Raw genomic sequence first — 26,797 nt, forward strand, 5'->3', positions numbered from 1 at the left:
AACCTTGGGCTGATCAAGCCCGACGTCGGTTCCCGGTGATCACGCGGTACAGGATCAGCAGGATCAGCGAGCCGACAATGGCGGCCACCCACGTGGACAGGTTGAAGAAGCCGTCGATGGAGTCGACTCCGAAGATGACCTTTCCGAGCCAGCCGCCGAGAAGTCCACCGGCGATGCCGATGAGCATCGTGATGATGATGCCGCCCGGGTCCTTGCCCGGCAGCAGCAGCTTGGCGATCGCTCCTGCGAGCAGTCCGATGACTATCCACGCGATGATGCCCATTGTGCGCCTCCAACCAGCAGAAATAAGAACTGGTTAAGCGAGTGCTCCACTGATCCGTCTTCAAACCCACACCGGCTCCCATCGATCTCTCCACAACGGGACCACGTCGTGCCCCGACCGATGGACGGCGTCCGTTTCGTACAAGACCGGTGGTGTGCCGTCCGCCTACGGTGAGGCGCATGGACCACATCAGCATCCGCCTGGACGCCATCGGCGTCGGCACCTCCGACCTGGCCGCGTCCCTCGCCTTCTACCGTCTCCTCGGCCTCGCGTTCCCCGAGGGAGCCGAGCAACAGCCGCACGTGGAGGCCGAGACGGCCGGTGGGATCCGGCTGATGTTCGACCCCGACGAGAGCGCGGCGGACCAGGGCCGCGGCCGGATCGCGCTGGCCTTCCACTGCGGTGACGCGGCCGGGGTCGACGCGGCGTACGAGAAGGTGACGGCCGCCGGCCACCACGGCGAGAGCAAGCCGTTCGACGCGCCCTGGGGGCAGCGGTACGCGGTGGTGCACGACCCGGACGGCAATCAGATCGACCTGTTCGCGTAGCGGGGCCCCGGACTCAGACGAGGCCGCTCAGCGTCGAGCCCGTCAAGTCCTTGACGTCGCGCGAGAGATGGGCCTGGTCCGTGTATCCGGCGCGGGCCGCCGTCTCGGCGAAGGGGACGCCCGCGCGAGCCAGTGCGAGGGCGCGCTGGAGGCGGAGGATGCGGGCGAGCGTCTTGGGGCCGTAGCCGAACGCGGTCAGGGAGCGACGGTGCAGGTGCCGGGGACCGAGACCGGTCAGCCGCGCGGTCTCGGCGACGGTCGCGCCCGAGCCCAGCGCGCGCACGACAGCGGCGAGCAGCGGGTCGGGCGGGGCCGCCGCCCCCGCGAGCCGGACGGCGACGGCCTCCAGTTCGGCGGCCGGATCGGCGGCAGTCCCGATCCGCTCGGTGAGGCGGCGCACCCGCGCGGACGGCCACAGATCGGCCAGGCCGACACCGCGGTCGCGCAGTTCGTGGGCCGGGACACCCAGCCAGGCGGGGGCGGCTCCCGGGGCGAACCGGATGCCCGCGTAGTGGGTGACGGTGTCCACGGCGGGGCGGTGGGCACGGGTGTCGGGGCCCGCGATCCGCAGCTCGCCCGCCCCCTGCCCCAGCCACAGCAGGTCCATGCAGCCGTCGGGCAGCACGGGTGCAACCGGACCGTGCCCCGGGTCGAGCGTGCGCGTCCACAGCACCGCGCCGGGCACCCGGGCGGCCCGCTCCGTGTACCCGCCGTCGCGGTCGTCCCCGCCGTTCGTGGCGTCGCGCGTCATGACCGGTACTCCTGGGGGCTCACTCCGTACTCCCGCTTGAACGCGCTCGACAGGGCGAACGCGCTGCCGTACCCGACCCGCCGCGCGATCGCCGCGACGGTGAGCCCGCTGTCGCCGTCGCGGAGCGCGTCCGCCGCGAGCGCGAGCCGCCAGCCGGTCAGGTACGTCATCGGGGGCTCGCCCACGAGATCGGTGAAGCGGCGGGCGAGCGCGGCCCTGGACACCCCGGACCTGGCGGCGAGTTCGGCGACGCTCCACGGGTGGGCGGGGTCGTCCTGGACCAGGCGCAGCGCCCGGCCGACGACGGGGTCGCCGAGCGCCCGGTACCAGGCGGGCGCGTCGGCCTCCGGGCGCGCGAACCAGGCCCGCAGGGACGCGATCAGCAGCAGGTCGAGCAGCCGGTCGAGCACGACCTCCTGGCCCGGCTCGTCCTTCACGATCTCCTCGGCGACGAGCGGGGTCAGCGGGCACTGCCACACCTCGGTCGGCAGGACGAGCAGCGGCGGCAGCGCGTCGAGGAGGCGGGTGGTGATCTCGCCGCGCATCTGGTACGTGCCGATGAGCATCTGCGCGGGCCCGTCGGGCGACTCGCCCCACTCCCGCACGCCGAGGTCCCGGTAGCGGCCGGCGTGCTCGGGGCCGAGCGGCCGGCACACCTGGCCGGGGCCGATCTCGGCGCGCGGCGCGGTCGCCGGGTCGTCGCAGCAGACGTACGGGGCGGGGCCGCGGGCGATGGCGATGTCTCCGGGGCGGATGTGCAGCGGTTCGCCGGTACCGCCGTCCGCTCCCCCGGGCCCGGGCAGGATCCACGCGTCGCCCTCGACCATGATCATGACGGTCAGCGGTGCCTCGTCGGCGATCCGCACCGCCCAGGGCAGCTCGAACGAGGCCCGGATCATGAAGGCGCCGCGCGCCCGCGGTCCCTCCAGGAGCCCTGCGAAGACGTCCATACGGCCAGCCTAGACGGACGCGTATGGAGGTGAGCGGTTCGGCGATGTCCGGCCGTGCGGTACGGCAGTTGAGTGGACGCATGACAGAGAACAGCGGGAACACGATGACGGTGCTGGTGACGGGTGCGACCGGGCGGACCGGCCGCAGGGTCGTGCGGGCGGCACGGGCGGCGGGACTCACGGTGCGGGCGGCCTCCCGCTCGGGCGAGGTGCCCTTCGACTGGACGGACCCGGGGACGTGGGACGCGGCGCTGCGCGGCGCCGACGGGGCGTATCTCGCGTATCCGTCGGACATCGGCGCTCCGGACGCGGCCGCCGCGGTGGGGGCGCTGGCGCGGCGGGCGGTCTCGCTCGGCGTGCGCAGGCTCGTGCTGCTCTCGGCGCGCGGGGAGGAGCAGGCGCGGCCGGCGGAGGAGGCGCTGCGGGTGCCGGGGGCGGAGTGGACGGTGCTGCGGTGCGCGTGGTTCGCGCAGAACTTCGGTGAGGGGCCGCTGGCGGACCAGGTCCGCGGGCCCGAACTGGCCTTCGCGGCGCCGGAGGCGCTGCGGGAGCCGTTCGTCGACGTGCGGGACGTCGCGGACGTGGCGGTGGCCGTGCTGCGGGGGCCGGCGGGGCGGTACGGGGGCCGGGTGCTGGAGTTGACCGGGCCGGAGCTGCTGACGTGGGGGGAGGCGCTGGCGGAGGTCGGGCGGGCGGCCGGCGAGGTGAAGCGGTACGTCGCGGTGCCGGTGGCCGCCTATGGGGACGCGCTGGTGGGGTTGGGGGTGCCCCGCGAGGAGGCCGACTTCCTGGTCGGCCTGTTCGGCGACCTCCTGGACGGCCGCAACGCCTCGCTCACCCCGGACGTCTCCGAGATCCTGGGCCGCCCGGCCCGCCCCTTCTCGACGTACGCGGCGGACTGCGCCCCGTAAGGGGCGCGGGGAACTGCGCGAGAAGCCCCACCGGGCGCGCACCCGCGAACGGCGCCGTACTCGAGTGGGGGCTCAGGGCGCCGAGGAGTCCCGGTCGTCCGGCGGAGCCTCGCCACGGCGGGTGTGGGACGTGCGCAACCGCGAGGTCACGTCCTCCGGCGGCAGGAACTTCGACCAGCGTTCGGGGAACTCGGACGGCATGTCCGGGTCCCCGAGCCCGTCGTCGGCGTCGGCGTCGTCGTCCTCCGGGTCGGCGGAGTCGAAGTAGCCCGGCCCGGCGACGTCCCGGCGGCCGGTGGCGGCCGCCCGGACCCGTTCGTTGGCGGCCCGCGCCGCCGCCGTGGCGACGGACGGCCACACCCGGTCGATCGCGGCGTTCACGGCGGCCCCGACCAGCACGGCGAAGGCCGAGACGCCGATCCACAGCAGCACCGCGACCGGCGCCGCGAGCGAGCCGTAGATCGTCGGGCCCTCGATGGTGTTCGTGAGGTACAGGCGGAGCAGGAAGCTGCCGGGGATCCACATCGCGAGGGCCACAAGGGCTCCGGGCACGTCCTCGATCCAGGGCGACCGCACCGGCACCGACACGTGGTACAGCGTCGTGAGGAAGGCGATCGACAGCACGAGGACGACCGGCCAGTACAGGATCTGGACCAGCGTCTCCGACCACGGCACCAGGCCGATCACCGCGTCCGGCCCGGCGATCATCAGCGGCAGCGCCACCGACCCGACGACGAGCCCCACGAGGAACAGCAGGAAGGCGAGCAGCCGCGTCTTGACGATGCCGCGCACGCCGTCGAGGCCGTACATCACCGTCACCGTGTCCACGAACGTGGAGACCGCGCGGGAGCCCGACCACAGCGAGATGAGGAAGCCGATGGAGATGACGTCGGGGCGGCCGCCCTTGAGGACGTCGTCCAGGATCGGTTCTGCAATCTCTTTCACGCCTTGATCGGTGAGGACCGTGCGCGAGGCCTCCAGGATGTTGTCGCGGACGCCCTCGATGGTGTTGGCGCCGGTCCACGCGTCGACGTAGGCGAGCAGCCCGACCAGCGACAACAGCAGCGGCGGCACCGACAGCAGCGTGAAGAACGCGGCCTCGGCGGCGAGGCCCAGGATGCGGTACTCCATGCAGGAGTTGACGGTGTCCTTGAGGAGCAGCCACGTGGTCCTGCGTTTGGAGACGTTCTGGTAGAGCACGCGCGCGCGGTGGAGACGGCCCTGCCGCTGGGGGGATTCACTTGCTGGCTGCACGTCCTAAAGGTATCCGTCACAGGCGGCGGCACCCATCCCCGGTGCCGGGCACGGGCTGCCGCCCCGGAGCGGAGCCGCACTGGCCGAATGGTGGGGGCGCGTTCCGGGAACCGTACGGCGGGGCCCCGCCGTCTTTTCAGGTGAGTTCCCCGGCGGGACAGGTCATATCGAGGTACGAACGACATGACCGCGTCAGAACCGGGGAACAGGAAAGCGCCAAACGTCGAATCCGGGTTGCACCGTTCATGAAATCCTAGAAAGAATCCGGATTGTATTCGTTGCGCCCGGCGGGGGGCCGTGCGAGCGCAGCGCACCTGGGGGGACATCGGGGGTTCGGGCCATGCCCGTTGCAGAAGCGCGACCGGCCACGGCGCGCAATTCACCGTTTGCTCCTGCTTTTCAGAAACAACAGGATTAACCACGAGGAGCACAAGTGGCGAACGGCACCGAACGCGTTCTCGCCGAAGTTCTGGCTGGTGTCGTGCGGCAGGACCATGTACCGCGCGATAGTCATTTCTTTGACGATCTGTGTGCCAATTCTCTGGTGATGGCGCACTTTTGCGCCCGGGTCCGCAAGCACACCGATCTGCCGTCGGTGTCGATGCGGGACGTCTACGGGCACCCCACGATCCGCAGTCTGGCAGCCGCGCTCGACGCGGCGCCCGCCACCGCGCCGGCCAGGGCGGCGACGCCGGAACCGCCACCACCGCCGGGCAGCGACCGGCGCCATGTGCTCTGCGGCGTGCTGCAGTTCCTGGTCTTCGCCGGGTACTGCGCGCTCGCCGGGCTCGTCACCGCGCACGGCTACGCGTGGATCGCCGGGGGCTCCGGCATCGTCGACGTGTACGTGCGCTCGCTGGTGTTCGGCGCATCGCTGTTCGCCGGCGCCTGTGTGCTGCCCATCGTGGCGAAGTGGCTGCTCGTCGGCCGCTGGCGCGCGACCGAGTTCCCGGTGTGGAGCCTCAAGTACGTGCGGCTGTGGACGGTGCGGGTGCTGCTGCACACCAACCCGCTGATGCTGTTCGTCGGAAACCCGCTGTACGTCGTCTATCTGCGGCTGCTCGGCGCGCGGATCGGCCCGGGCGTGACGATCCTGTCGCGCGCCGTCCCGGTCTGTACGGACCTGGTGACGATCGGCGCGGGGACGGTGCTCCGCAAGGAGGCCACGTTCCTCGGCTACCGGGCGCACGCCGGCATGATCCGCACCGGCCCGGTCACGCTCGGCCGGGACGTGTACGTCGGCGAGAAGACCGTGCTGGACATCGGTACGTCGATGGGTGACGGCAGCCAGCTCGGCCATGCCTCCGCCCTGTACGACGGTGCCGCGGTCCCGGCGGGCGAGCGCTGGCACGGCTCCCCCGCACGGCGTACGGACGTCGACTACGTCCGCGTACCGCCCGCCCGTACGTCGGCCGTCCGCCGGGCCGGGTACGCGCTCGGCGCCCTGGTTCCGGCACTGCTGCTGTGGACACCGCTCGCACTGGGCGGTACGTATCTGCTGCTGACCGAGGTGCCCGCGCTGGACGCGCTGCTGTCACCGGACTCGGAGGACCTGACCTCGGCGGTGTTCTACGTCGAGGCGCTCGGCCTGTCGGTCGTCGGGTTCGCCGCGTTCCTGGTGTGCGGGTTCGCCGGGGTGGCCCTCGTACCGCGCGCGCTGCGGCCGCTGCTGCGCGAGGACCGTGTCTATCCGCTGTACGGCTTCCACTACTCGGTGCAGCGCGCCATCGCCCGGATGACCAACGTCAAGTTCTTCAAGTGGCTGTGCGGCGACAGCTCGTACATCACCGGCTATCTGAAGGCCATCGGCTACGACCTGTCGCAGGTCGAGCAGACCGGCTCCAACTTCGGTACGGAGGTGCAGCACGAGACGCCGTACCTGGCCACGGTCGGCAGCGGCACGATGGTCGCCGACGGGCTCTCGGTGGTCAACGCCGACTTCTCGGCCACCTCGTTCCGGGTCTCGCGCACCACGATCGGGGACCACAACTTCCTGGGCAACCACATCGTCTACCCGTCGGGCGCCCGCACCGGCGCCAACTGTCTGCTGGCGACCAAGGTTTTGGTGCCGCTGGACGGCGCGGTGCGCGAGGGCGTGGGCCTGCTCGGCTCGCCGGCGTTCGAGATCCCGCGGTCGGTGGAGCGCGACAGCCGCTTCGACCACCTGCGGGAGGGCGACGAGCTGCGCCGCCGCCTCGCCGCGAAGAACCGTTTCAACCTGCGCTCGATGGGCCTGTTCCTGGCGCTGCGCTGGCTGCACTGGTTCGTGATCTCGCTGATCGCGCTCGTCGCCTTCGACCTGTACGACACCTACGGCGGGGCCGCCGCCCTGTTCGTCGGCGCGGCCATGGCGCTCGGGCTCGTGTTCAGCACCGCCTACTACGTGTTCATCGAGCGGCTGATCTGCCGGTTCCGGCCGCTGCAGCCGCGGCTGTGCTCGATCTACGACCCGTACTTCTGGTGGCACGAGCGGGTGTGGAAGGTGCCGGACAACCATCTGGCGATCTTCAACGGAACGCCGTTCAAGGCGCTGGTGTGGCGGGCCCTCGGCGTGCGGATCGGGCGCCGGGTCTTCGACGACGGGGCGAACATCACCGAGCGCACCCTGGTGACGATCGGCGACGACTGCACGCTCGGCGCGCACACCAAGGTGCAGGCGCACTCGCAGGAGGACGGCACCTTCAAGTCCGACCGCATCGTGATCGGCGCCGGCTGCACGCTCGGCACGGGCGCACTCGTGCACTACGGCGTGGACATGGGAGACGCGGCGGTGCTCGCCCCCGACTCCTTCCTGATGAAGGGCGAGCAGATGCCTCCGGGGGCGCTCTGGGGCGGCAACCCGGCGGTGGGGAGGTAGCACCATGACCACAGACACCTTCGATCAGGTCGAAGTACCGCTGCCCAAGGGCCTCCTGGTGCCGCGGGGCGCGGTGGAGGCCGCGCACGAGCGGGTGCTCGCCGCCCTGTCGGCCGAGCCCGACGACCGCGCGCTGCGGGTGAGCGTCACCCCGCACCACACCCTGCTGCTGCACCATCTGCCCGAGCGGTACGACCGGGCCGCGGCCGAGCGGATCGCGGGCTATCACGTCACCGCGCTGACCTCCCCGCGCCGCCGGAACCTGCTCTCCGAGGCGGAACTGAGGCACCAGCTGGAGGAGTTGGCGGGTCCGACCCGCACGCTGCCCGACCGGCGGGTGCACGAGCTGTTCGAGGAGCAGGCGGCCGCGCGGCCCGGTGACGTCGCCGCCGTGCACGGGGAGCGGCAGTGGACGTACGCCGAGCTCAACTCCCGCGCCAATCAGGTGGGCCGGGCCCTCCTGGCCCGCGGGCTGCGGCCCGAGGGCGTCGTCGCCGTGGTCCTCGACCGGGGCCTGGAGTGGATGGCCGCGGTGCTCGGCGTGCTGAAGGCGGGCGGGGTGTACCTGCCGGTCGAGCCGCACTTCCCCGAGGAACGGATCGCGGGGATGCTCGGCCGGGCGGGCTGCTCGCTCGTCGTCGCCGCTCCCGGGAACCCCGCCGGGTCCCTGTCGGTGGCGGACGCCCTCGCCGAAGGCCGCCCGGACACCGATCTCGGCATCCCCGTCGCCGCGTCCCACCTGGCCTACATCTACTTCACGTCCGGCTCCACCGGCGAGCCCAAGGGCGCGATGTGCGAGCACGCCGGGTTCCTCAACCACGTACTCGCCAAGATCGACGACCTGGGCATCGGCGCCGGCGACACGGTCGCCCAGACCGCTCCGCAGTGCTTCGACATCTCGCTGTGGCAGCTCGTCGCCGCGCTCGTCGCGGGCGGCCGCACCTGCGTCGTCGGGCAGGAGACGATCCTCGACGTGTCCCGGTTCGTCGAGACGGTCGAGCACGCGCGGGTGAACGTGCTGCAGGTCGTGCCGTCCTATCTGGAGGCCGTGCTCGCCGAGTTGGAGCAGCGGCCACGCGAACTGCCCGATCTGCGCTGCGTGTCGGTGACCGGTGAGGCCGTCAAGGCGGAGCTGGTCCGGCGCTGGTTCGCGGCCCGGCCGGGCGTGCGGCTCGTGAACGCGTACGGCCTGACGGAGACCTCGGACGACACCAACCACGAGGTCCTGGACCGGGCCCCGGACGGGGACCGGGTGCCGCTCGGGCCGCCGGTCGCGAACGTACGGATCTACATCGTCGACGACGATCTGCTGCCCGTGCCGCTCGGCGCGCCCGGCGAGATCGTGTTCTCCGGGGTGTGCGTCGGGCGGGGGTACGTCAACGATCCCGAGCGCACCCTGGCGGCGTTCGCCGAGGATCCCTACCGGCCGGGCGAACGCCTGTACCGCAGCGGCGACCACGGGCGCTGGCGGCCCGACGGGAAGCTGGAGTTCCTGGGGCGGCGCGACAACCAGGTGAAGATCCGCGGCTTCCGCGTCGAACTCGGCGAGATCGAGAACGCGCTGCTGCGGGTGGCCGGCGTCCGCGACGGCGCAGTGGTCGTGGTGCGCGGCACCCAACTGGCCGCGTTCTGCGCGGGCACCCGACAGGACGACGTCCGCGCACAGCTGGCCGTCTCACTGCCGCCCTACATGGTTCCGTACGCGGTGCACTGGCGGGAGCGGCTGCCGCTGACCGGCAACGGCAAGATCGACCGCCGTGCGCTCACCGCGCTCGCCGAGCAGCTGGACGGCACGGCGGACGAACCGCCCCGTACGGACGCCGAGCGCCGGACGGCCGCCGCCTGGGCCGAGGTGCTCGGGGTGCCCGTCGAGGGCATCGGCCGCCACGACCACTTCTTCGACCTCGGCGGCACCTCGCTGGCCGCCGTGAAGCTCGCGATCACCCTGGACCGGGTGGTCACCCTCAAGGACGTCACCCTGCGGCCGGTTCTCGCCGATCTCGCCGCCCTGCTCGACCGACGCATCTGAACCGAGGCATCCGAAAGGAGCAGCACCCGCATGCCGCTCTCCAGCTCGACCCCGCACATCCACCTCTCGCCGGGGCAACCATCTCTGGTGCGCGCCGAGTTCGACGGTGATCCCGCCGACTGGGCGTCCCGGAACCGCGACACCCTGCGGACGGCCGTCGCGGAGCACGGGCACCTGCTCGTCCGCGGTCTCGGCCTGTCCGGGCCCGACGCGGTGGCGGCCGTCTTCCGCGGCTGCGCCCGCACGCTCATGTCCGACCCGGAGCCCTTCGCACCCCGGCGCAGTTACGGAGAGGGCCTGTACTCGGCCACCAAGTGGCCGCCGAACCAGCAGATGTGCATGCACCACGAGGTGAGCTACGCCCTGGACTTCCCGGGCCTGATGCTCTTCGCGTGTCTGGAGGCGCCGGCGAGCGGCGGCGCCACCGGTCTCGCCGACGCGGGCGCCGTCCTGGACGCGCTCCCCGCCGATCTGACCAAGCGGTTCGAGCAGGAGGGCTGGCTGCTCACCCGGACGTACCACGACGAGATCGGGGCCTCGCTCGAGGAGGCCTTCGGCACCGACGACCGGGAGGCCGTCGCCGCGTACTGCCGCGCGCACGGCATCGACTTCGCGTGGCAGGACGACGGCTCCCTGCGCACCCGGCAGCACCGCAGCGCCGTGCTGCGGCACCCGGCGGACGGCCGCCGCGTCTGGTTCAACCAGATCGCGTTCCTCAGCGAGTGGACGATGGACCCCGAGGTCCGCGACTACCTCGTCGAGGAGTACGGGCCGGACGGGCTGCCCTTCAACACCCGCTACGGCAACGGAGATCCGGTCGACGAGGACGTCGTGAACGTTCTGAACGAGGTGTACGCGGCACACACCGTCCGCGTCGGCTGGCAGGCCGGCGACCTGCTGCTGGTCGACAACATCCGCACCGCGCACAGCCGCGAGCCGTTCGAGGGGCCGCGCGAGATGCTCGCCGCGCTCGCCGATCCGGTCCGGCTCGCCGACTGCGCGCCGACGGCCGGGGTGAACGCATGACACCCACCTTCGCCGTCATCACCGGCGAGCAGGTCCAAGAAGCCCTGGAGGGCCGGGAACCGGAGCTCGGGAAGCTGATCGAGGCGGTCTATCTGCTGCACGACACGGGCGGCACCGTGAACCCGCCCTCGTACTTCCTGCGCTTCCCCGACCGGCCGAAGGACCGCATCATCGCGCTGCCCGCCTCGCTCGGCGGGCCGCTGCGGGTGGACGGCCTGAAGTGGATCTCCAGCTTTCCGGAGAACACCGCGTCGGGGCTGCCCCGGGCCTCCGGTGTGCTGATCCTCAACGACCCGGACACGGGGTATCCGTACGCCTGTCTGGAGGCTTCGGTGATCAGCGCCACCCGGACCGCCGCCTCCGCCGCCCTCGCGGCCGACCGGCTCAGCGCCGACCGGGCCCGCCCGACGCGGGCCGGATTCATCGGGACCGGGCTCATCGCCCGCTACATCCACTCCCATCTCCGGGCCAACGGCTGGGAGTTCGAGGAGACGGGGGTGTTCGACCCGGCGCCGGAGAGCGCGGACGGGTTCCGGGACTACCTGCGGCGGACGGACGCGAAGGGGACGGTCACGGCGCACGACACCGCCGAGTCCCTGGTCCGCGGCAGCGACCTCGTCGTCTGCGCGACGGTCGCCGCCCGGCCGCATCTGCACGACGCGGCCTGGTTCGCCCACCATCCGCTGGTGCTGCACGTATCGCTGCGCGACCTCGCGCCGGAGATCCTGCTCGCGTCCGCCAACTACGTCGACGACGTCGAGCACTGCCTCAAGGCGGACACCTCACCACATCTGGCGGAACAGCTCACCGGAGGAAGGGAGTTCATCAACGGCACACTCGCCGACGTGCTCGCCGGGCGGTCCCGGGTACCCGCCGACCGGACCGTGGTGTTCTCACCGTTCGGTCTCGGGGTGCTCGATCTCGCCGTCGGCCGGTTCGTCCACGACGAGGTGGCCCGGAGGGGGCGACTGCACGTGGTGGACGGTTTCTTCCACGAGCTGCGCCGCCACGGCTGACCGGCACGGCAGCAGCACTGCACGACAGAAAGGCAGGGGGACATGCGCAACGGGGGATTCGAGGAGAGGGGGGCGGGGCGACATCATGCCTGTCATTGACGATCCCGCACAGTTCAACGAGGAGGGGCTCTTCGTCGACCTGCGGTCGACGCTCGATCTGCCGCTCTTCCTGAAGTGCGAAGGGTTCAACTTCGCCGGTTCCATCAAGATGAAGGCCGCCACGGAGATGGTGAACGCCGCGGAGCGTGAGGGGCTCCTGCGGCCGGGCTCGATCCTGATCGAGTCCTCGTCCGGGAACCTGGGCGTGGCACTCAGCGTCATCGCGGCGCACCGCGGCCACCGGTTCCTGTGCGTCACGGACGTGCGCTGCAACCAGCCCACGATCCGGCTCATGCGGGCGCTCGGCGCCCAGGTCCACGTGGTCCGCGAACCGACCGCGCACGGCGGTCTGCTGGGCGCCCGCAAGGCGTACGTGCGGGCCCTGTGCGCGGCGGACGACCGCTACGTCTGGCTCGACCAGCACAGCAACGACGGCAACTGGCGGGCGCACTTCCGCACCACGGCCCCGGCCATCGCCCACCGGTTCCCCCGGCTCGACGTCCTGTTCGTCGGGGCGGGCACGACGGGGACGCTGATGGGCTGCGCCCGCTGGTTCTGGCAGTGGCGGCGGAGGGTGCGCATCGTCGCCGTCGACAGCGTCGGCTCGGTCACCTTCGGCGGCCAGGCCGGTCCCCGGCTCATTCCCGGGCTCGGGGCGGGCGTGCGGCCGCCGCTGCTGGACACCTCGTATATCGACGACGTCGTGCACGTCGACGAGAGCGACGCGGTGCGGGTGTGCCGCCGGCTCGCGGGCCACGGCTTCCTGTTCGGCGGGTCGACCGGCACGGTGATCAGCGGCGCGGACCAGTGGCTGGCCCGGCACGGGCGGCGCGGCCTCACCGCGGTGGCGATCGCGCCGGACCTCGGCGAGCGCTATCTCGACACGGTGTACCGCGACGGCTGGCCGCCCGCCGACAGCGGCCGGCACCCGGCCGAACCGGAGGCGGAGCCGGCGATGGCGCACATCGGCTGAGCGTGGTGGTGAAGCGTCCGGGTACGCCCGGGTAGGTTCCAGGACATGGCAGGCAGCACGCATACCGTGGGGAACCAGCCCCCGCCCCTGACGGGGCACGACGTCTTCACCACCGACCGGCCGCTCACCGAGGGCGTGGCCCGGCACCTGGCACCCGAACTCCTGGAGGAGGCGCGCGCGGAGCTCTCACTGCTGGGCCGCACCGCCGGTTCGGCGCAGGCCCAGGAGTGGGGGCGGCTCGCGAACGAGAATCCGCCGGCCCTGCGCACCCACGACCGCTACGGCCACCGGATCGACGACGTGGAGTTCCATCCGTCCTGGCACCGTCTGCTGGGCAAGGGCGTCTCCGCCGGGCTCACCGCGGCCTGGACCCGCCCCGGCGGCCTGCTGCGGCGCGCCGCGGCCTTCCTGGTCTGGTCCCAGGTCGAGGCGGGCCATCTGTGCCCGCTGTCGATGACGCACGCGGCGGTGCCCGCGCTGCGCGCGCAGCCGGACCTCGCCGCACTGTGGGAGCCGCTGCTCACCTCCACCGTGTACGACCCCGGGCTGCGTCCCGCGGCGCACAAGGCCGGGGCGCTCCTCGGCATGGGGATGACGGAGAAGCAGGGCGGCAGCGACGTACGGGCGAACACCACGCGGGCCGTCGTCCGGGACGACGGCAGCTACGGGCTGACGGGCCACAAGTGGTTCTGCAGCTCCCCGATGTCGGACGGCTTCCTGGTCCTCGCACAGGCCGCCGAGGGACTGACGTGCTTCCTGGTGCCGCGTGTCCTGGAGGACGGCGGGCGGAACGTGTTCGCGATCCAGCGGCTGAAGGACAAGCTGGGCAACCGCTCCAACGCCTCGGCCGAGGTCGAATTCGACGGGACGTGGGCGCGCCGGGTCGGCGACGAGGGGCGCGGGGTGCGCACCATCATCGACATGGTCGCGGCGACCCGGCTCGACTGTGTGCTGGGCTCCGCGGCCCTGATGCGGCAGGCGGTCGCGCAGGCGGTGCACCACTGCACGTTCCGGGAGGCGTTCGGCGGGCGGCTGCTCGACAAGCCGCTGATGGAGAACGTCCTGGCCGATCTGGCGCTGGAGTCGGAGGCGGCGACGACACTGGCGCTGCGGCTCGCGGCGGCGTGCGACGCGCAGGACCCGGCGGAGCGCGCCTTCCTGCGGATCGCGGTGCCCGCCGCCAAGTACTGGGTCACCAAGCGCTGCACGCCGCTGGTGGCCGAGGCCCTCGAATGCCTGGGCGGCAACGGCTACGTGGAGGAGTCGGGGATGCCGCGGCTGCTGCGCGAATCGCCGCTGAATTCGATCTGGGAGGGGTCGGGGAACGTACAGGCGCTGGACGTGCTGCGGGTGCTGCGCAGTGAGCCGGAGGCGTTCAACGCGTTCCTGGTGGAGATCGGCCGGGCGCGCGGCGCGGACCACCGGCTCGACGCCGCGGTGAAGGGCCTGCTGACCGAACTCGGCGACCTGGACGGCATGGAGGCGCGGGCGCGCCGGCTGACGGAGCGGATCGCGCTCGTCCTCCAGGGCTCGCTCCTCGTCCGGTTCGCTCCGCCGGAGGTCGCGGACCTGTTCTGCGCGACGCGGCTGGGCGGGGACGGCGGCGCGGGGTTCGGCACGCTGCCGCACACGCTCGACCTGGGGGCGATCGTGCGGCGGGCGCAGCCGGTCTGACCCACGGCGCCGGCAGGACACGGGATACGGGGATGGTGCCGCGCCGACACGGCACCATCCCCGCCTTCAGAGGCCCCGTCAGGAGCTTGAGCGCCGCCGGGGCGGCGTTGGTCCCAGTTTCAAACGCCGCACGGCTGTTCGCCAGGGTTGCAGGGGGTTGCAACGTTCCTTCTAAAGTCCGACCCTGGCCGTGGCTCGGAGGACGCACGACGGCGTGACTCCCCCGCGGACCGTCCGCACCCTGCCTGCAGACCGAGGTTTCCGGCATGAACCACGACTCCACGATCGATCTGGCGCGCTTGTCGGCGATGGACGTGGCGCTCGCGTCGCGCCTGCTCAAGGGCGTCCGCGACGCCACGCTCTCCGGGCAGCGGCCGCGGGTGCGGCCCCGGCCGGTGATCGGCGAGTCCTGGCGGCGGATGCTGCGCGACGGCGTCGATCCGGACCGCGATGTGCGCCGGGGGCTGCTGAGCGTCGACGAGGTCGCGGAGCGGCGGCAGTCGTCGCCGCTGGTGCCGGTGCTGCCCGTGCTGCGGGAGGCACTGGTGGCGGTGGCCGAGGCCGCGCAGCACATCATGGTGATCGGTGACGCGGACGGCCGGATCCTGTGGCGCGAGGGGCATCCGGCGGTGCTGCGCAAGGGCGACCGGCTGGGCTTCCAGGTGGGCGCGCTGTGGGCGGAGCACGTCGTCGGCACGAACGGGGTCGGTACGCCGCTGGTGACCCGCGAGCCCGTCCAGGTGTTCTCGGCCGAGCACTTCGTGGAGTCGCACCACACGTGGACGTGCGCCGGGGCACCGATCAAGGATCCGCGTGACGGGCGCGTGCTCGGTGTCGTGGACGTGAGCGGGCCGCTGGAGACGATGCATCCGGCGACGTTGTCCTGGGTGACCTCGGTGGCCCGGCTCGCCGAGGCCCGGCTGCGCGAGCGGCACGTCGCGGGTCTGGAGCGGCTGCGGTCGGTGGCGGCGCCGCTGCTCGCCCGGATGCCGGGCAGGGCGCTCGCCGTCGACCCGCACGGCTGGCCGGCCGCGGTGACCGGGATGCCGCTGCCGGAGCGGGTGGCGCTGCCCAAGCAGGTGACGGAGGGACGCTGCTGGGTGCCGTCGCTGGGCGCCTGTCAGGTGACGTCGCTGGCGGGCGGCTGGCTGCTCGTCCTCGTGGACGACGCCCCGCGGCCGCCGACCGCGACCCGGATCACCCTGGACCTGAGCCGGCCGCGCCGCCCGTCGTTGCACGTGACGGGCAGTGCGGCCTCCTGGGTCCATGAACTGAGCCCGCGGCACGCCGAGTTGCTGTATCTGCTGGCGCTGCGGCCGGAGGGCCTGAGCGCGGCGGGGCTGGCCGGCGATCTGTTCGGCGACCCGGGGCGGACGGTGACGGTGCGCGCGGAGATGTCCCGGATCCGGCGCTATCTGGGCGGCCTGCTGGCGCATCGTCCGTACCGCTTCCAGGAGGACGTCGAGGTCGAGACGGTGCTGCCCGGCGACCCGCTGGACCTGCTGCCGCACTCCACGGCGCCGATGGTGGTCAGGGCGCGGACCCACGCTCCCTGACGGCCGCGACGTCCCGCGCGATCCGCTCGGCGGCCTGCGCGGGCGTCAGCCGGGTGGTGTCGATGACCTCGGCCTCCTCGTGCAGCCAGGTGCGGGCGGCCTCGGCGTACGGTTCGAGGTACTTGAGGCGGAACGCGGAGGGGCCCATGACGGTGTCCCCCTCGATGCGGCCGCGCAGCGTCTCCTGGTCGGCGTGGAGGACGAAGTGGCGCACGGGGATGCGGTGCCGTGCGAGCCCCGCGCTGATCTCCCGCCAGTACTCCTCGACCAGGACCGTCATCGGCATCACGAGCGTGCCGCCGGTGTAGTCGAGCACGTGGCGGGCGGTCTCGACGACGAGGGGCCGCCAGGGCGGCCAGTGCTGGAAGTTGTCCGTCGCGGACAGCGCCGGCGTGATGTCCATCAGGGTCTCGCCGACCTTCTCCGCGTCGAACACCCGCGAGTCGGGGAGCAGTTGCTGCACGAGTCCGCTGGTCGTCGTCTTGCCCGCGCCATGGGTTCCGTTGAGCCATACGATCATGGGCGCCGAGGGTAGCGTCCGGACGCGGCGCGGGCGGCTCTTGGCCGGATGCCGCCGCTCGTGATCCGATGGCCGCATGAGCAGCAGCGACACCAGCAACACCGCCACCGTCACGGTCACCACCTGGTCACTCGAGCAGACCTCCCCGTCCGATCTGCGGCCCGCGTCGCCGCCCGCGGGCGACGACGTACGCGTCGTGCGCGCCGAGGTGCCCTCCCCGGAGTTCAGCCGTTTCCTCTACGCGTCCGTGGGAGGCGACATCCGGTGGATCGACCGGCTCGGCTGGACGTACGCCCAGTGGCAGGAGCAGATCGGCCGTCCGGGGAGCGAGACCTGGGTCGCGTACGACAAGGGGACGCCCGCCGGGTACCTGGAGCTCCAGGCGCAGGACGACGGTGTCGTGGAGATCGTCTACTTCGGTCTGATCCCGGCCTTCCGGGGGCGCCGGATCGGCGGGCACCTGCTGTCGTACGGGATCGCGCGGGCCTGGGACCTCGCCGAGCGGTGGCCCGAGCGGGTTCCGACGAAGCGGGTGTGGCTGCACACGTGCAGTCTGGACGGGGAGCATGCCATGGCCAACTATCAGCGCCGCGGGTTCCGGCTGTTCAGGACCGAGGTCGCGGAGGAACCGGACGTGGCCGCTCCGGGGCCGTGGCCCGGGGCCTGACCAGCCTTTTCCCGGCAATCCGGGCACCCTGCGCCACCTCTGACGTGACCGGAACCACACCTGTCCGCGATGTGGGACACATGCGTCCACATTGCGGACGATGGTGGACCGGGCCCAAAGTCCCGTGACACGCTTCCGTCATGTCTACAGCTGGAATTGCCTTGGTGAGTCGGCGGCACGTCGACTTCGGCCGCATGTCCAGCGCCATCTGTCCGGCGCGCTGAGAGAACCAGCACCGCCGACCTCGCTCCCCCCTCATCTCCCTGCGCACCGCCGCGCCCTTGCGCGAAGTGTGCGGGTCAGAGCCGCCCTAAGCCCTGCCTTGAAGGACGTATCCATGGCTGCCACCCCTGAAAAGCCCACCACGGCCGCGCCCCGCCGCAAGGTGAGCCGTCACCGCGGCGAGGGCCAGTGGGCCGCAGGCCATTTCACGCCGCTCAACGGCAACGAGCAGTTCAAGAAGGACGACGACGGTCTCAATGTGCGGACACGCATTGAGACGATTTACAGCAAGCGCGGATTCGACTCCATCGACCCCAACGACCTTCGCGGACGTATGCGCTGGTGGGGCCTCTACACCCAGCGCCGGCCCGGGATCGACGGTGGCAAGACCGCCGTCCTGGAGCCGGAGGAGCTGGACGACGAGTACTTCATGCTGCGCGTCCGGATCGACGGCGGGCGGCTGACCACCGAGCAGCTGCGGGTCGTCGGCGAGATCTCGCAGGAGTTCGCGCGCGGCACCGCCGACATCACCGACCGGCAGAACATCCAGTACCACTGGATCCGGATCGAGGACGTGCCCGAGATCTGGAACCGCCTGGAGGCCGTCGGCCTGTCGACGACCGAGGCGTGCGGTGACACGCCCCGCGTCATCCTCGGCTCGCCGGTCGCGGGCATCGCCGCCGACGAGATCATCGACGGCACCCCCGCGATCGACGAGATCCAGCGGCGCTTCATCGGCAACCCGGACTTCTCCAACCTGCCGCGCAAGTTCAAGTCCGCGATCTCCGGCTCCCCGCAGCTGGACGTGGCGCACGAGATCAACGACATCGCGTTCGTCGGGGTCGAGCACCCCGAGCACGGCCCCGGTTTCGACCTCTGGGTGGGCGGCGGCCTGTCCACCAACCCCAAGCTGGGCCAGCGGCTCGGCGCGTGGGTGCCGCTCGACGAGGTCCCGGACGTGTACGGCGGTGTCATCGGCATCTTCCGTGACTACGGCTACCGGCGGCTGCGCACCCGCGCCCGCCTGAAGTTCCTGCTCGCCGACTGGGGCACCGAGAAGTTCCGGCAGATCCTGGAGGACGAGTACCTCCACCGCAAGCTGGTCGACGGGCCCGCGCCGCAGCAGCCCGCCGGCACCTGGCGGGACCACCTCGGGGTGCACCGGCAGAAGGACGGGCGGTTCTACGTCGGGTTCGCGCCGCGCGTGGGCCGGGTGGACGGCACGACCCTCACGAAGATCGCCGAGGTCGCGGCCGCCCACGGCTCCGGCCGCCTGCGTACCACCGCCGAGCAGAAGATGATCGTGCTCGACGTCGAGGAGGCGCAGGTCCCGTCCCTGGTGGCGGGTCTCGAGGCGCTGGACCTGAAGGTCAACGCCTCGCCGTTCCGGCGCGGCACCATGGCCTGCACCGGCATCGAGTTCTGCAAGCTGGCCATCGTCGAGACGAAGGCGCGCGGCGCCTCGCTCATCGACGAACTGGAGCGCCGCATCCCGGACTTCGACGAGCCGATCACCATCAACCTCAACGGCTGCCCGAACGCCTGCGCCCGGATCCAGGTCGCGGACATCGGCCTCAAGGGCCAGCTGATGCTCGACAAGAACGGCGAGCAGGTCGAGGGCTACCAGGTGCACCTCGGCGGCGCGCTCGGTCTGGAGGCCGGGTTCGGCCGCAAGGTGCGCGGTCTGAAGGTGACCGCGGCCGAGCTGCCCGACTACGTCGAGCGGGTCCTCAAGCGCTTCCAGGCGGAGCGCGAGAGCGGCGAGCGCTTCGCCACCTGGGCGGGCCGCGCGTCCGAGGAGGCCCTGTCGTGAGCGAGCGCGCGGCGCCCTTCTACTGCCCGTACTGCGGCGACGAGGACCTTCGGCCCAACCCCGAAGGCCACGGCGCCTGGGAATGCGCGGCATGCAACCGAGCCTTCCAGTTGAAGTTCCTCGGGCTGCTGTCCCGAGGACTTCAGCGCAACGACGGCGGAGGGGACCAGATATGACCACGACTCAGATCTCGTCGGACACCGAAGAGTTGAAGGCGCTCGCCGAGCGGGCCGGGCGCGACCTGGAGGACGCCTCCGCCCTGGAGATCCTCCGCTGGGCGACGGAGACCTTCGGGAAGAAGTTCTGCGTGACCTCGTCCATGGAGGACGCGGTCGTCGCCCACCTCGCCTCGCGCGCCCTGCGGGGCAGTGGAAAGGTCGACGTCGTCTTCCTCGACACCGGCTACCACTTCGAGGAGACGATCGGCACCCGGGACGCCGTGGAGGCCGTGATGGACGTGAACGTCATCACCCTGACGCCCCGTCGGACCGTCGCCGAGCAGGACGCCGAGTTCGGCCCGCGGCTGTACGAGCGCGACCCGGACCTGTGCTGCGCGATGCGCAAGGTCAAGCCGCTGGAGGAGGGGCTGACCGGCTACACCGCCTGGGCCACCGGGCTGCGCCGCGACGAGTCCCCCACCCGCGCGAACACCCCGGTCGTCGGCTGGGACGAGAAGCGCCGGAAGGTGAAGGTCTCGCCGATCGCCCGCTGGACGCAGGACGACGTCGACGCCTATGTCACCGAGCACGGAGTCCTCACCAACCCGCTCCTGATGGACGGCTACGGGTCCGTGGGCTGCGCCCCGTGCACCCGCCGCCTCCTCGCGGGCGAGGACGCGCGCGCCGGGCGCTGGGCCGGGCGGGCGAAGACCGAGTGCGGACTGCACGGCTGACCCCCATGAACGCACCCCAGATTTTGGAGAAGCAAGTGACCGGAGCCACGATCTGGCTCACGGGTCTGCCGAGCGCCGGCAAGACCACCATCGCGTACGAGCTGGCCGACACGCTGCGCGCCGAGGGCCGGCAGGTCGAGGTGCTGGACGGCGACGAGATCCGCGAATACCTCTCGGCGGGCCTCGGCTTCAGCCGCGAGGACCGCCACACGAATGTGCAGCGCATCGGCTACCTGGCCGAACTCCTCGCCCGTAACGGCGTGTTGGCGCTCGTCCCGGTGATCGCGCCGTACGCGGACAGCCGCGACGCGGTGCGCAAGCGTCACCAGGTGGGCGGCACCGCCTATGTGGAGGTGCACGTCGCCACGCCGGTCGACGTGTGCTCGGTACGCGACGTGAAGGGCCTGTACGCCAAGCAGGCGGCCGGTGAACTGAAGGGCCTCACCGGGGTGGACGACCCCTACGAGGCACCCGAATCGCCCGACCTGCGCATCGAGTCGCAGAACCAGACCGTGCAGGAGTCCGCGGCCGCCGTGCGCGCGCTGCTCACCGAGAGGGGTCTCGCCGCATGACGACCGCAGCCACTTCTTCCGTCTCCGAGGGCTCCGGGGAGACCGACAGCCCGTACGCCCTCAGTCACCTGGACGCGCTGGAGTCCGAGGCGGTCCACATCTTCCGTGAGGTCGCGGGCGAGTTCGAGAAGCCGGTGATCCTCTTCTCCGGCGGCAAGGACTCCATCGTCATGCTCCACCTGGCGCTCAAGGCCTTCGCCCCGGCGCCGGTGCCGTTCTCCCTCCTGCACGTCGACACCGGGCACAACTTCCCCGAGGTCATCGACTACCGCGACCGCGCCGTCGAACGGCACGGACTGCGCCTGCACGTCGCCTCCGTCCAGGACTACATCGACGCGGGCAAGCTCAAGGAACGCCCCGACGGCACCCGCAACCCGCTCCAGACCGTGCCGCTCACCGAGAAGATCCAGACCGAGAAGTTCGACGCGGTCTTCGGCGGCGGGCGGCGCGACGAGGAGAAGGCCCGCGCCAAGGAGCGCGTCTTCTCCCTGCGCGACGAGTTCTCGCAGTGGGACCCGCGGCGCCAGCGCCCCGAGCTGTGGCAGCTGTACAACGGCCGCCACGCCCCCGGCGAGCACGTCCGCGTCTTCCCGCTGTCCAACTGGACCGAGCTGGACGTCTGGCAGTACATCGCCCGCGAGAAGATCGAGCTTCCCGAGATCTACTACGCGCACGAGCGACCGGTCTTCAGCCGCAACGGCATGTGGCTCACGGCGGGCGACTGGGGCGGCCCCAAGGACAGCGAGACGGTCGAGACTCGACTCATCCGCTACCGGACCGTGGGAGACATGTCCTGCACCGGCGCCGTCGACTCGGATGCCACGACGATCGAGAAGGTCATCGCCGAGATCGCTGCTTCCCGGCTCACCGAGCGGGGCGCGACGCGCGCCGACGACAAGATGTCCGAGGCCGCCATGGAAGACCGCAAGCGCGAAGGGTACTTCTAGACATGAACACCACCCCCGCTGTTGAAGAGCTGGCCGGTCTCTCGGCCACCACGCTGTTGCGGTTCGCCACGGCCGGTTCCGTCGACGACGGCAAGTCCACGCTGGTCGGGCGGCTGCTGCACGACTCCAAGTCGGTCCTCGTCGACCAGCTGGAGGCCGTCGAGCACGCGTCGCGGTCGCGCGGCGCCGCCGAGCCGGACCTGGCGCTGCTCACCGACGGGCTGCGCGCCGAGCGCGAGCAGGGCATCACCATCGACGTCGCGTACCGCTACTTCGCCACGCCCCGGCGCCGCTTCATCCTCGCCGACACCCCGGGCCATGTGCAGTACACGCGCAACATGGTCACCGGCGCCTCCACCGCCGACCTGGCCGTGGTCCTGGTCGACGCGCGCAACGGCGTCATCGAGCAGACCCGCCGGCACGCCGCCGTCGCCGCGCTGCTGCGCGTCCCGCACGTCGTGCTCGCCGTGAACAAGATGGACCTCGTCGACTACGAGGAAGCCACCTTCGCGAGGATCGCCGAGGAGTTCACCGCGTACGCCGGCGAGCTGGGCGTGCCGGAGATCACCGCGATCCCGATCTCGGCGCTGGCCGGGGACAACGTCGTGGAGCCGTCCGCCAACATGGACTGGTACGGCGGCCCGACGGTCCTGGAGCACCTGGAGACGGTGCCGGTCAGCCACGACCTGACGGGCTGCCACGCGCGGCTGCCCGTGCAGTACGTGATCCGTCCGCAGACCGCCGAGCACCCCGACTACCGGGGCTACGCGGGCCAGATCGCCGCCGGTACGTTCCGTGTCGGCGAGTCCGTGACGGTGCTGCCGTCCGGCCGCACCTCGAAGGTGGCCGGCATCGATCTGCTGGGCACGCCGGTCGACGTCGCCTGGACGCCGCAGTCGGTCACCCTCCTGCTGGAGGACGACATCGACATCTCGCGCGGCGACCTGATCGTGCCGAGCCACGACGCGCCCGCCACCTCGCAGGACGTCGAGGCGACCGTCTGCCATGTCGCCGACACCCCGCTCACCGTCGGCCAGCGCGTGCTGCTCAAGCACACCACCCGCACGGTGAAGGCGATCGTCAAGGAGATCCCGTCGCGGCTCACGCTCGACGACCTCTCCCAGCACCCCTCCCCCGGGCAGCTCGTCGCCAACGACATCGGCCGGGTGAAGGTGCGGCTCGCCGAGGCGCTCGCCATCGACACCTACGCCGACTCGCGGCGCACCGGCTCCTTCCTGTTGATCGACCCGGCGGACGGCACCACACTCGCCGCCGGTATGGCCGGAGAGTCGTTCGCGACCGCCGAGGCCACCAGTTCCGTTGAAGACGAAGACGGTTGGGATTTCTGATCACATGATCTCCATCGACTACTACGGCACGTTCGCCAAGGAGGGCGGCCGCGTCGGCAGCGGTTCCCTCGGCAGCGGACAGGGCGGGGTCGCGCGATGTGCGTGAAGACGTACGCGCACTGCTTGCGCGCCCTCACCCCCCACAGCCCGTACCTGCGAAGACGAAGACCTGCCGACCTCCCGGCCACGCCCTGAGGCGTGACCCGCCGGGCCTACGAGAGGAACACCTCCCGTGCCTGCCAGCCGCTCCACCCTCGCGCGACGCTCCTTGATGGCCGTCGCCGCCCTGCCGCTCATCGCGCTCACCGCGACGGCGTGCAGCTACGGCTCCGAAGCCGACGACAGCTCCAAGGAGAAGGTCGCCGCGAAGGGCAAGGCGCTCTCCGCCGACACCGTCAAGATCGGCTACTTCGGGAACCTGACCCACGGCACGGCTCTCGTGGGCAACCAGAAGGGCTTCTTCCAGAAGGAGTTGAAGGGTACGAAGGCCTCGTACCAGGTCTTCAACGCCGGCCCGTCGGAGATCGAGGCGCTGAACGCCGGATCCATCGACATCGGCTGGATCGGCCCCTCCCCCTCGATCAACGGCTACACCAAGTCGAAGGGCACGTCGCTGCGCATCATCGGCGGCAGCGCCTCCGGCGGTGTGAAGCTCGTGGTCAACCCGAAGAAGATCAAGTCCCTGGACGACGTCAAGGGCAAGAAGATCGCCACCCCGCAGCTCGGCAACACTCAGGACGTCGCGTTCCTGAACTGGATCGCCGAGAAGGGCTGGAAGGTCGACGCGAACTCCGGCAAGGGCGACGTCTCCGTCGTCCGCACGGACAACAAGATCACTCCGGACGCCTTCAAGTCCGGCTCGATCGACGGTGGTTGGGTGCCGGAGCCGACCGCGTCCAAGCTGGTCGCCGAGGGCGGCAAGGTGCTGCTCGACGAGTCCGACCTGTGGCCGGACAAGAAGTTCGTGATCACGAACATCATCGTGTCGCAGAAGTTCCTCAAGGCCCACCCGGACGTCGTCGAGGCCGTGCTGCGCGGCTCGGTGAAGACCAACAAGTGGATCAACGCCAACCCCGACGAGGCGAAGGCCGCCGCGAACAAGCAGCTGGAGGCCGACTCCGGCAAGGCGCTCCCGGCGAACGTCCTCGACCCCGCCTGGAAGTCGATCGAGTTCACGGACGACCCGCTGGCCTCGACCCTCGACACCGAGGCGAGCCACGCGGTCAAGGCCGGTCTTCTGGAGAAGCCGGACCTCGCCGGGATCTATGACCTGGCGCCGCTGAACAAGATCCTCAAGGCCGAGGGTGCCACCGCGGTCGACGACGCCGGTCTCGGCGCCAAGTAACCGTCCTGCCCACCCAGTTCCCAGGAGGTGACGACCATGGCGACCACCCTCGCCAACACGGCGGCCGGCTCCGCCGTCGGCACGGGCGGCACGGCGGCCCGTATCGAGCACGTTTCGAAGTCCTTCGGCACACCGGCCGGGCCCCAGCTCGTCCTGGACGACATCAGCCTCGATGTCGCTCCGGGCGAGTTCGTCACCCTCCTGGGGGCATCGGGCTGCGGCAAATCGACCCTGCTCAACCTGGTCGCGGGGCTCGACGCCCCGTCGGCCGGCTCCATCAGAACCGACGGGCGGCCCGCCCTGATGTTCCAGGAGCACGCCCTCTTCCCGTGGCTGACCGCGGGCAAGAACATCGAACTCGCCCTGAAACTACGGGGCGTGGCGAAGTCCGAGCGGCGCACCCGCGCGGAGGAACTGCTCACGCTGGTGCGCCTCCAGGACGCGTACGGCAAGCGGGTCCACGAGCTGTCCGGCGGTATGCGCCAGCGCGTGGCGCTGGCCCGTGCGCTGGCGCAGGACGCCCAACTGCTGCTGATGGACGAGCCGTTCGCCGCGCTCGACGCCATCACGCGCGACGTCCTGCACGGCGAGCTGACCCGGATCTGGGAGGAGACGAACGTCTCCGTCCTGTTCGTCACCCACAACGTGCGCGAGGCGGTGCGGCTCGCCCAGCGCGTCGTGCTGATGTCGTCCCGGCCCGGCCGGATCGCCCGCGAGTGGACCGTGGACATCGAGCAGCCGCGCCGCATCGAGGACACGGCCGTGGCGGAGCTCTCCGTCGAGATCACCGAACAGCTCCGGGGGGAGATCCGCCGCCATGGCAAGGACTGAACCGACGGCCGTCGTCGACAAGAACGACGGGACCGACAAGAGCGCGCAGACCGACCGGAGCGGCGCACCGGCGGACACCGTCCGCACGGACGACCTCGCCGGACTCGAAGCGGGCCTGGACGCACTGGAGACGGTGCACGCGGGGCGCACGCCGTTCTCGAAGACGTTCCGCGAGAAGATCCTGCCGCCGCTGACCGCCGTCGTCGTGGTCCTGGTGGTCTGGCAGGCACTGATCTCCTTCAAGATCGTCGACGACCCGACGAAGCTGCCCGCGCCGTCCGACGTGTGGCACGAGCTGCAGAGCGCCTGGCTCAAGGGCGATCTGCTGGGCTACATCTGGACGAGCGTGTCGCGCGGCCTGCTCGGCTTCCTCTTCGCGCTCGCCATCGGCACCCCGCTGGGGCTGCTGGTGGCCCGCGTGAAGTTCGTGCGCGCCGCGATCGGCCCGATCCTGTCGGGTCTGCAGTCGCTGCCGTCGGTGGCCTGGGTGCCGCCCGCGGTGCTCTGGCTCGGCCTGGACAACTCGATGATGTACGCGGTGATCCTGCTGGGCGCGGTCCCCTCGATCGCGAACGGCCTGGTCTCCGGCGTCGACCAGGTGCCCCCGCTGTTCCTGCGGGCGGGCCGCACCCTCGGCGCGACCGGTTGGCGCGGTCTGTGGCACGTCGTGCTCCCGGCGGCGCTGCCCGGCTATCTCGCGGGCCTCAAGCAGGGCTGGGCGTTCTCCTGGCGCTCGCTGATGGCGGCGGAGATCATCGCGTCCTCGCCGGACCTGGGGGTGGGCCTCGGCCAGCTCCTGGAGAACGGCCGCAACGCCTCGTCCATGCCGATGGTCTTCCTCGCCATCTTCCTCATCCTGATCGTCGGTATCGTCATCGACCTGCTGATCTTCAGCCCGCTGGAGCGTCGCGTACTGCGTGTCCGCGGCCTCCTCGTCAAGAACTGAGCCACCAGTCATGCACCACTCCGCCCCCGCTCCCGTCCTGCTGGTCATCGCCCACGGCAGCCGCGACCCGCGGCACGCCGCGACCGTGCACGCCCTCGTGCGCGAGGTGCGGGCGCAGCGGCCGGGGGTGCGGGTGGAGACGGCGTTCCTGGACTTCAACGTCCCGTCGGTGAGCGGGGTGCTTCAGTCCCTGGCGGCGGAGGGGGTCCGCGACGTGGTCGCCCTCCCGCTGCTGCTCACCCGCGCCTTCCACGCGAAGTCCGACATCCCCGCGGTGCTGCGCGAGGCACCGCGGGGCCTGCGCGTCCGTCAGGCCGATGTCCTCGGCCCGTCGCCGCTGCTGGTGTCGGCCCTGGAACGCCGCCTGTACGAGGCCGGGCTCAGCCCCGCCGACAAGCCCGCGACCGGGGTCGTCCTGGCCTCGGCGGGCTCCAGTGACCCGGAGGCGATCGCAGTGATCGCAGAAATCGCGCGGGAGTGGCGGCACACCGGTTGGTGCGCCGTGCGGCCTGCTTTCGCCTCCGCATCTCTGCCGCGCACGGAGGACGCCGTGCGCGAACTGAGGGACCTGGGCTGCGAGCGCGTCGCCGTGGCGCCCTACGTCCTGGCCCCCGGCCGGCTGCCGGACCGGATCGCGGCCGGTGCCGCCGGCGCGGATGTCCTGGGCGAGGTGCTCGGTGCCGCGCCGGAGGTGGCACGCGTGCTCCTGCGCCGCTACGAGGCCGCGGCCGTACGGGAGTTGCTGACCGTCGGCGCCTGACCGGTA

Annotated in this window: 25 protein-coding genes; 20 read left to right on the forward strand and 5 right to left on the reverse strand. The window is 71.5% G+C overall.

The window, feature by feature from the left end:
- Window positions 1-13: 13 nt before the first annotated feature.
- Window positions 14-283 carry a GlsB/YeaQ/YmgE family stress response membrane protein gene (locus tag ABT127_RS21925; RefSeq protein ID WP_111663741.1) on the reverse strand — a complete coding sequence of 90 codons (270 nt, stop codon included), beginning with the start codon at window positions 281-283 and terminating at the stop codon, window positions 14-16.
- Window positions 284-462: 179 nt separating this feature from the next.
- On the opposite strand from ABT127_RS21925, the gene ABT127_RS21930 reads away from it, so the two are divergent.
- Window positions 463-831: a VOC family protein gene (locus tag ABT127_RS21930; RefSeq protein ID WP_351452531.1), complete on the forward strand. Its 369-nt coding sequence runs from the start codon at window positions 463-465 to the stop codon at window positions 829-831.
- Between the two features lie 13 nt (window positions 832-844).
- Here the strand turns inward: ABT127_RS21930 and ABT127_RS21935 are convergent, their stop codons facing one another.
- Together ABT127_RS21935 and ABT127_RS21940 are read right to left on the reverse strand one after the other, a co-directional pair.
- On the reverse strand, window positions 845-1,582 hold the full coding sequence (locus ABT127_RS21935) for a helix-turn-helix domain-containing protein (protein ID WP_351452534.1): 738 nt from the start codon (window positions 1,580-1,582) through the stop codon (window positions 845-847).
- Window positions 1,579-2,532, reverse strand: a complete 954-nt coding sequence (locus ABT127_RS21940; protein WP_351452537.1) for an AraC family transcriptional regulator — start codon at window positions 2,530-2,532, stop codon at window positions 1,579-1,581. Before ABT127_RS21940 ends, ABT127_RS21935 begins: the two co-directional genes overlap by 4 nt.
- An 80-nt stretch (window positions 2,533-2,612) precedes the next feature.
- Between ABT127_RS21940 and ABT127_RS21945 the strand changes: the two genes are divergently transcribed.
- Window positions 2,613-3,443, forward strand: coding sequence for an NmrA family NAD(P)-binding protein (locus tag ABT127_RS21945; RefSeq protein ID WP_351452540.1), 831 nt, complete (start codon window positions 2,613-2,615; stop codon window positions 3,441-3,443).
- A gap of 72 nt (window positions 3,444-3,515) precedes the next feature.
- Here ABT127_RS21945 and ABT127_RS21950 read toward each other — a convergent pair whose 3' ends face one another.
- Window positions 3,516-4,697: a YihY/virulence factor BrkB family protein gene (locus ABT127_RS21950; RefSeq protein WP_351452542.1), complete on the reverse strand. Its 1,182-nt coding sequence runs from the start codon at window positions 4,695-4,697 to the stop codon at window positions 3,516-3,518.
- A gap of 433 nt (window positions 4,698-5,130) precedes the next feature.
- Between ABT127_RS21950 and ABT127_RS21955 the strand changes: the two genes are divergently transcribed.
- The 7 genes from ABT127_RS21955 to ABT127_RS21985 all read left to right on the forward strand — a co-directional run bounded on the left by ABT127_RS21955 (window position 5,131) and on the right by ABT127_RS21985 (window position 15,927).
- Window positions 5,131-7,554, forward strand: a complete 2,424-nt coding sequence (locus tag ABT127_RS21955) for a Pls/PosA family non-ribosomal peptide synthetase (RefSeq protein ID WP_351452545.1) — start codon at window positions 5,131-5,133, stop codon at window positions 7,552-7,554.
- Between the two features lie 4 nt (window positions 7,555-7,558).
- Entirely contained in the window at window positions 7,559-9,583 is a 2,025-nt protein-coding gene (locus ABT127_RS21960; protein ID WP_351452548.1) for a non-ribosomal peptide synthetase, read from the forward strand.
- Window positions 9,584-9,613: 30 nt separating this feature from the next.
- Entirely contained in the window at window positions 9,614-10,609 is a 996-nt protein-coding gene (locus ABT127_RS21965; RefSeq protein WP_351452551.1) for a TauD/TfdA family dioxygenase, read from the forward strand.
- A complete protein-coding gene (gene sbnB / locus ABT127_RS21970) occupies window positions 10,606-11,625 on the forward strand; it encodes a 2,3-diaminopropionate biosynthesis protein SbnB (protein ID WP_351452554.1) in 1,020 nt (339 codons plus the stop codon). The genes ABT127_RS21965 and sbnB overlap by 4 nt, the downstream gene beginning before the upstream one ends.
- Before the next feature lie 85 nt (window positions 11,626-11,710).
- A complete protein-coding gene (gene sbnA, locus ABT127_RS21975) occupies window positions 11,711-12,697 on the forward strand; it encodes a 2,3-diaminopropionate biosynthesis protein SbnA (protein ID WP_351452556.1) in 987 nt (328 codons plus the stop codon).
- 45 nt (window positions 12,698-12,742) lie between these two features.
- Window positions 12,743-14,371 carry an acyl-CoA dehydrogenase family protein gene (locus tag ABT127_RS21980; protein ID WP_351452559.1) on the forward strand — a complete coding sequence of 543 codons (1,629 nt, stop codon included), beginning with the start codon at window positions 12,743-12,745 and terminating at the stop codon, window positions 14,369-14,371.
- Between the two features lie 266 nt (window positions 14,372-14,637).
- Window positions 14,638-15,927, forward strand: coding sequence for a GAF domain-containing protein (locus ABT127_RS21985; protein WP_351452562.1), 1,290 nt, complete (start codon window positions 14,638-14,640; stop codon window positions 15,925-15,927).
- On the opposite strand, the gene ABT127_RS21990 is transcribed toward ABT127_RS21985, so the two are convergent.
- On the reverse strand, window positions 15,902-16,447 hold the full coding sequence (locus ABT127_RS21990) for a DEAD/DEAH box helicase family protein (protein WP_351452565.1): 546 nt from the start codon (window positions 16,445-16,447) through the stop codon (window positions 15,902-15,904). The two genes, ABT127_RS21985 and ABT127_RS21990, sit on opposite strands and share 26 nt — an antisense overlap.
- Before the next feature lie 76 nt (window positions 16,448-16,523).
- On the opposite strand from ABT127_RS21990, the gene ABT127_RS21995 reads away from it, so the two are divergent.
- The 11 genes from ABT127_RS21995 to ABT127_RS22045 all read left to right on the forward strand — a co-directional run bounded on the left by ABT127_RS21995 (window position 16,524) and on the right by ABT127_RS22045 (window position 26,791).
- Complete coding sequence (locus ABT127_RS21995; RefSeq protein ID WP_351452568.1) at window positions 16,524-17,114, forward strand: GNAT family N-acetyltransferase; 591 nt, start codon at window positions 16,524-16,526, stop codon at window positions 17,112-17,114.
- Between the two features lie 337 nt (window positions 17,115-17,451).
- Window positions 17,452-19,149, forward strand: a complete 1,698-nt coding sequence (locus ABT127_RS22000; RefSeq protein WP_351452571.1) for a nitrite/sulfite reductase — start codon at window positions 17,452-17,454, stop codon at window positions 19,147-19,149.
- Complete coding sequence (locus ABT127_RS22005; RefSeq protein WP_351452574.1) at window positions 19,146-19,325, forward strand: hypothetical protein; 180 nt, start codon at window positions 19,146-19,148, stop codon at window positions 19,323-19,325. The genes ABT127_RS22000 and ABT127_RS22005 overlap by 4 nt, the downstream gene beginning before the upstream one ends.
- On the forward strand, window positions 19,322-20,041 hold the full coding sequence (locus tag ABT127_RS22010) for a phosphoadenylyl-sulfate reductase (RefSeq protein WP_351452577.1): 720 nt from the start codon (window positions 19,322-19,324) through the stop codon (window positions 20,039-20,041). The genes ABT127_RS22005 and ABT127_RS22010 overlap by 4 nt, the downstream gene beginning before the upstream one ends.
- A gap of 5 nt (window positions 20,042-20,046) precedes the next feature.
- Entirely contained in the window at window positions 20,047-20,613 is a 567-nt protein-coding gene (cysC, locus tag ABT127_RS22015) for an adenylyl-sulfate kinase (RefSeq protein ID WP_351452580.1), read from the forward strand.
- Window positions 20,610-21,560, forward strand: a complete 951-nt coding sequence (gene cysD, locus ABT127_RS22020; protein ID WP_351452582.1) for a sulfate adenylyltransferase subunit CysD — start codon at window positions 20,610-20,612, stop codon at window positions 21,558-21,560. The genes cysC and cysD overlap by 4 nt, the downstream gene beginning before the upstream one ends.
- A gap of 2 nt (window positions 21,561-21,562) precedes the next feature.
- Window positions 21,563-22,909: a sulfate adenylyltransferase subunit 1 gene (locus ABT127_RS22025; protein WP_351452584.1), complete on the forward strand. Its 1,347-nt coding sequence runs from the start codon at window positions 21,563-21,565 to the stop codon at window positions 22,907-22,909.
- A 232-nt stretch (window positions 22,910-23,141) separates the two neighbouring features.
- Entirely contained in the window at window positions 23,142-24,254 is a 1,113-nt protein-coding gene (locus ABT127_RS22030) for an aliphatic sulfonate ABC transporter substrate-binding protein (RefSeq protein ID WP_351452587.1), read from the forward strand.
- A gap of 27 nt (window positions 24,255-24,281) precedes the next feature.
- Window positions 24,282-25,085 carry an ABC transporter ATP-binding protein gene (locus tag ABT127_RS22035; protein ID WP_502971755.1) on the forward strand — a complete coding sequence of 268 codons (804 nt, stop codon included), beginning with the start codon at window positions 24,282-24,284 and terminating at the stop codon, window positions 25,083-25,085.
- On the forward strand, window positions 25,072-26,031 hold the full coding sequence (locus ABT127_RS22040) for an ABC transporter permease (protein WP_351452593.1): 960 nt from the start codon (window positions 25,072-25,074) through the stop codon (window positions 26,029-26,031). The genes ABT127_RS22035 and ABT127_RS22040 overlap by 14 nt, the downstream gene beginning before the upstream one ends.
- 10 nt (window positions 26,032-26,041) lie before the next feature.
- A complete protein-coding gene (locus ABT127_RS22045; protein ID WP_351452595.1) occupies window positions 26,042-26,791 on the forward strand; it encodes a sirohydrochlorin chelatase in 750 nt (249 codons plus the stop codon).
- Window positions 26,792-26,797 lie beyond the last annotated feature (6 nt).

Source organism: Streptomyces sp. NPDC001904, assembly GCF_040297005.1.
Classification (GTDB): Bacteria; Actinomycetota; Actinomycetes; order Streptomycetales; family Streptomycetaceae; genus Streptomyces.

Coding starts and splice junctions, on each gene's coding strand:
- ABT127_RS22040 (WP_351452593.1), top strand. CDS start 25,072: ATGGCAAGGACTGAACCGACGGCCGTCGTCGACAAGAACGACGGGACC.
- ABT127_RS21925 (WP_111663741.1), bottom strand. CDS start 283: ATGGGCATCATCGCGTGGATAGTCATCGGACTGCTCGCAGGAGCGATC.
- ABT127_RS21960 (WP_351452548.1), top strand. CDS start 7,559: ATGACCACAGACACCTTCGATCAGGTCGAAGTACCGCTGCCCAAGGGC.
- ABT127_RS21935 (WP_351452534.1), bottom strand. CDS start 1,582: ATGACGCGCGACGCCACGAACGGCGGGGACGACCGCGACGGCGGGTAC.
- cysD (WP_351452582.1), top strand. CDS start 20,610: ATGACGACCGCAGCCACTTCTTCCGTCTCCGAGGGCTCCGGGGAGACC.
- ABT127_RS21980 (WP_351452559.1), top strand. CDS start 12,743: ATGGCAGGCAGCACGCATACCGTGGGGAACCAGCCCCCGCCCCTGACG.
- ABT127_RS21990 (WP_351452565.1), bottom strand. CDS start 16,447: ATGATCGTATGGCTCAACGGAACCCATGGCGCGGGCAAGACGACGACC.
- ABT127_RS21995 (WP_351452568.1), top strand. CDS start 16,524: ATGAGCAGCAGCGACACCAGCAACACCGCCACCGTCACGGTCACCACC.
- ABT127_RS21965 (WP_351452551.1), top strand. CDS start 9,614: ATGCCGCTCTCCAGCTCGACCCCGCACATCCACCTCTCGCCGGGGCAA.
- sbnA (WP_351452556.1), top strand. CDS start 11,711: ATGCCTGTCATTGACGATCCCGCACAGTTCAACGAGGAGGGGCTCTTC.
- ABT127_RS21930 (WP_351452531.1), top strand. CDS start 463: ATGGACCACATCAGCATCCGCCTGGACGCCATCGGCGTCGGCACCTCC.
- ABT127_RS21985 (WP_351452562.1), top strand. CDS start 14,638: ATGAACCACGACTCCACGATCGATCTGGCGCGCTTGTCGGCGATGGAC.
- cysC (WP_351452580.1), top strand. CDS start 20,047: ATGAACGCACCCCAGATTTTGGAGAAGCAAGTGACCGGAGCCACGATC.
- ABT127_RS22000 (WP_351452571.1), top strand. CDS start 17,452: ATGGCTGCCACCCCTGAAAAGCCCACCACGGCCGCGCCCCGCCGCAAG.
- ABT127_RS21945 (WP_351452540.1), top strand. CDS start 2,613: ATGACAGAGAACAGCGGGAACACGATGACGGTGCTGGTGACGGGTGCG.
- ABT127_RS22010 (WP_351452577.1), top strand. CDS start 19,322: ATGACCACGACTCAGATCTCGTCGGACACCGAAGAGTTGAAGGCGCTC.
- ABT127_RS21940 (WP_351452537.1), bottom strand. CDS start 2,532: ATGGACGTCTTCGCAGGGCTCCTGGAGGGACCGCGGGCGCGCGGCGCC.
- ABT127_RS22045 (WP_351452595.1), top strand. CDS start 26,042: ATGCACCACTCCGCCCCCGCTCCCGTCCTGCTGGTCATCGCCCACGGC.
- ABT127_RS22025 (WP_351452584.1), top strand. CDS start 21,563: ATGAACACCACCCCCGCTGTTGAAGAGCTGGCCGGTCTCTCGGCCACC.
- sbnB (WP_351452554.1), top strand. CDS start 10,606: ATGACACCCACCTTCGCCGTCATCACCGGCGAGCAGGTCCAAGAAGCC.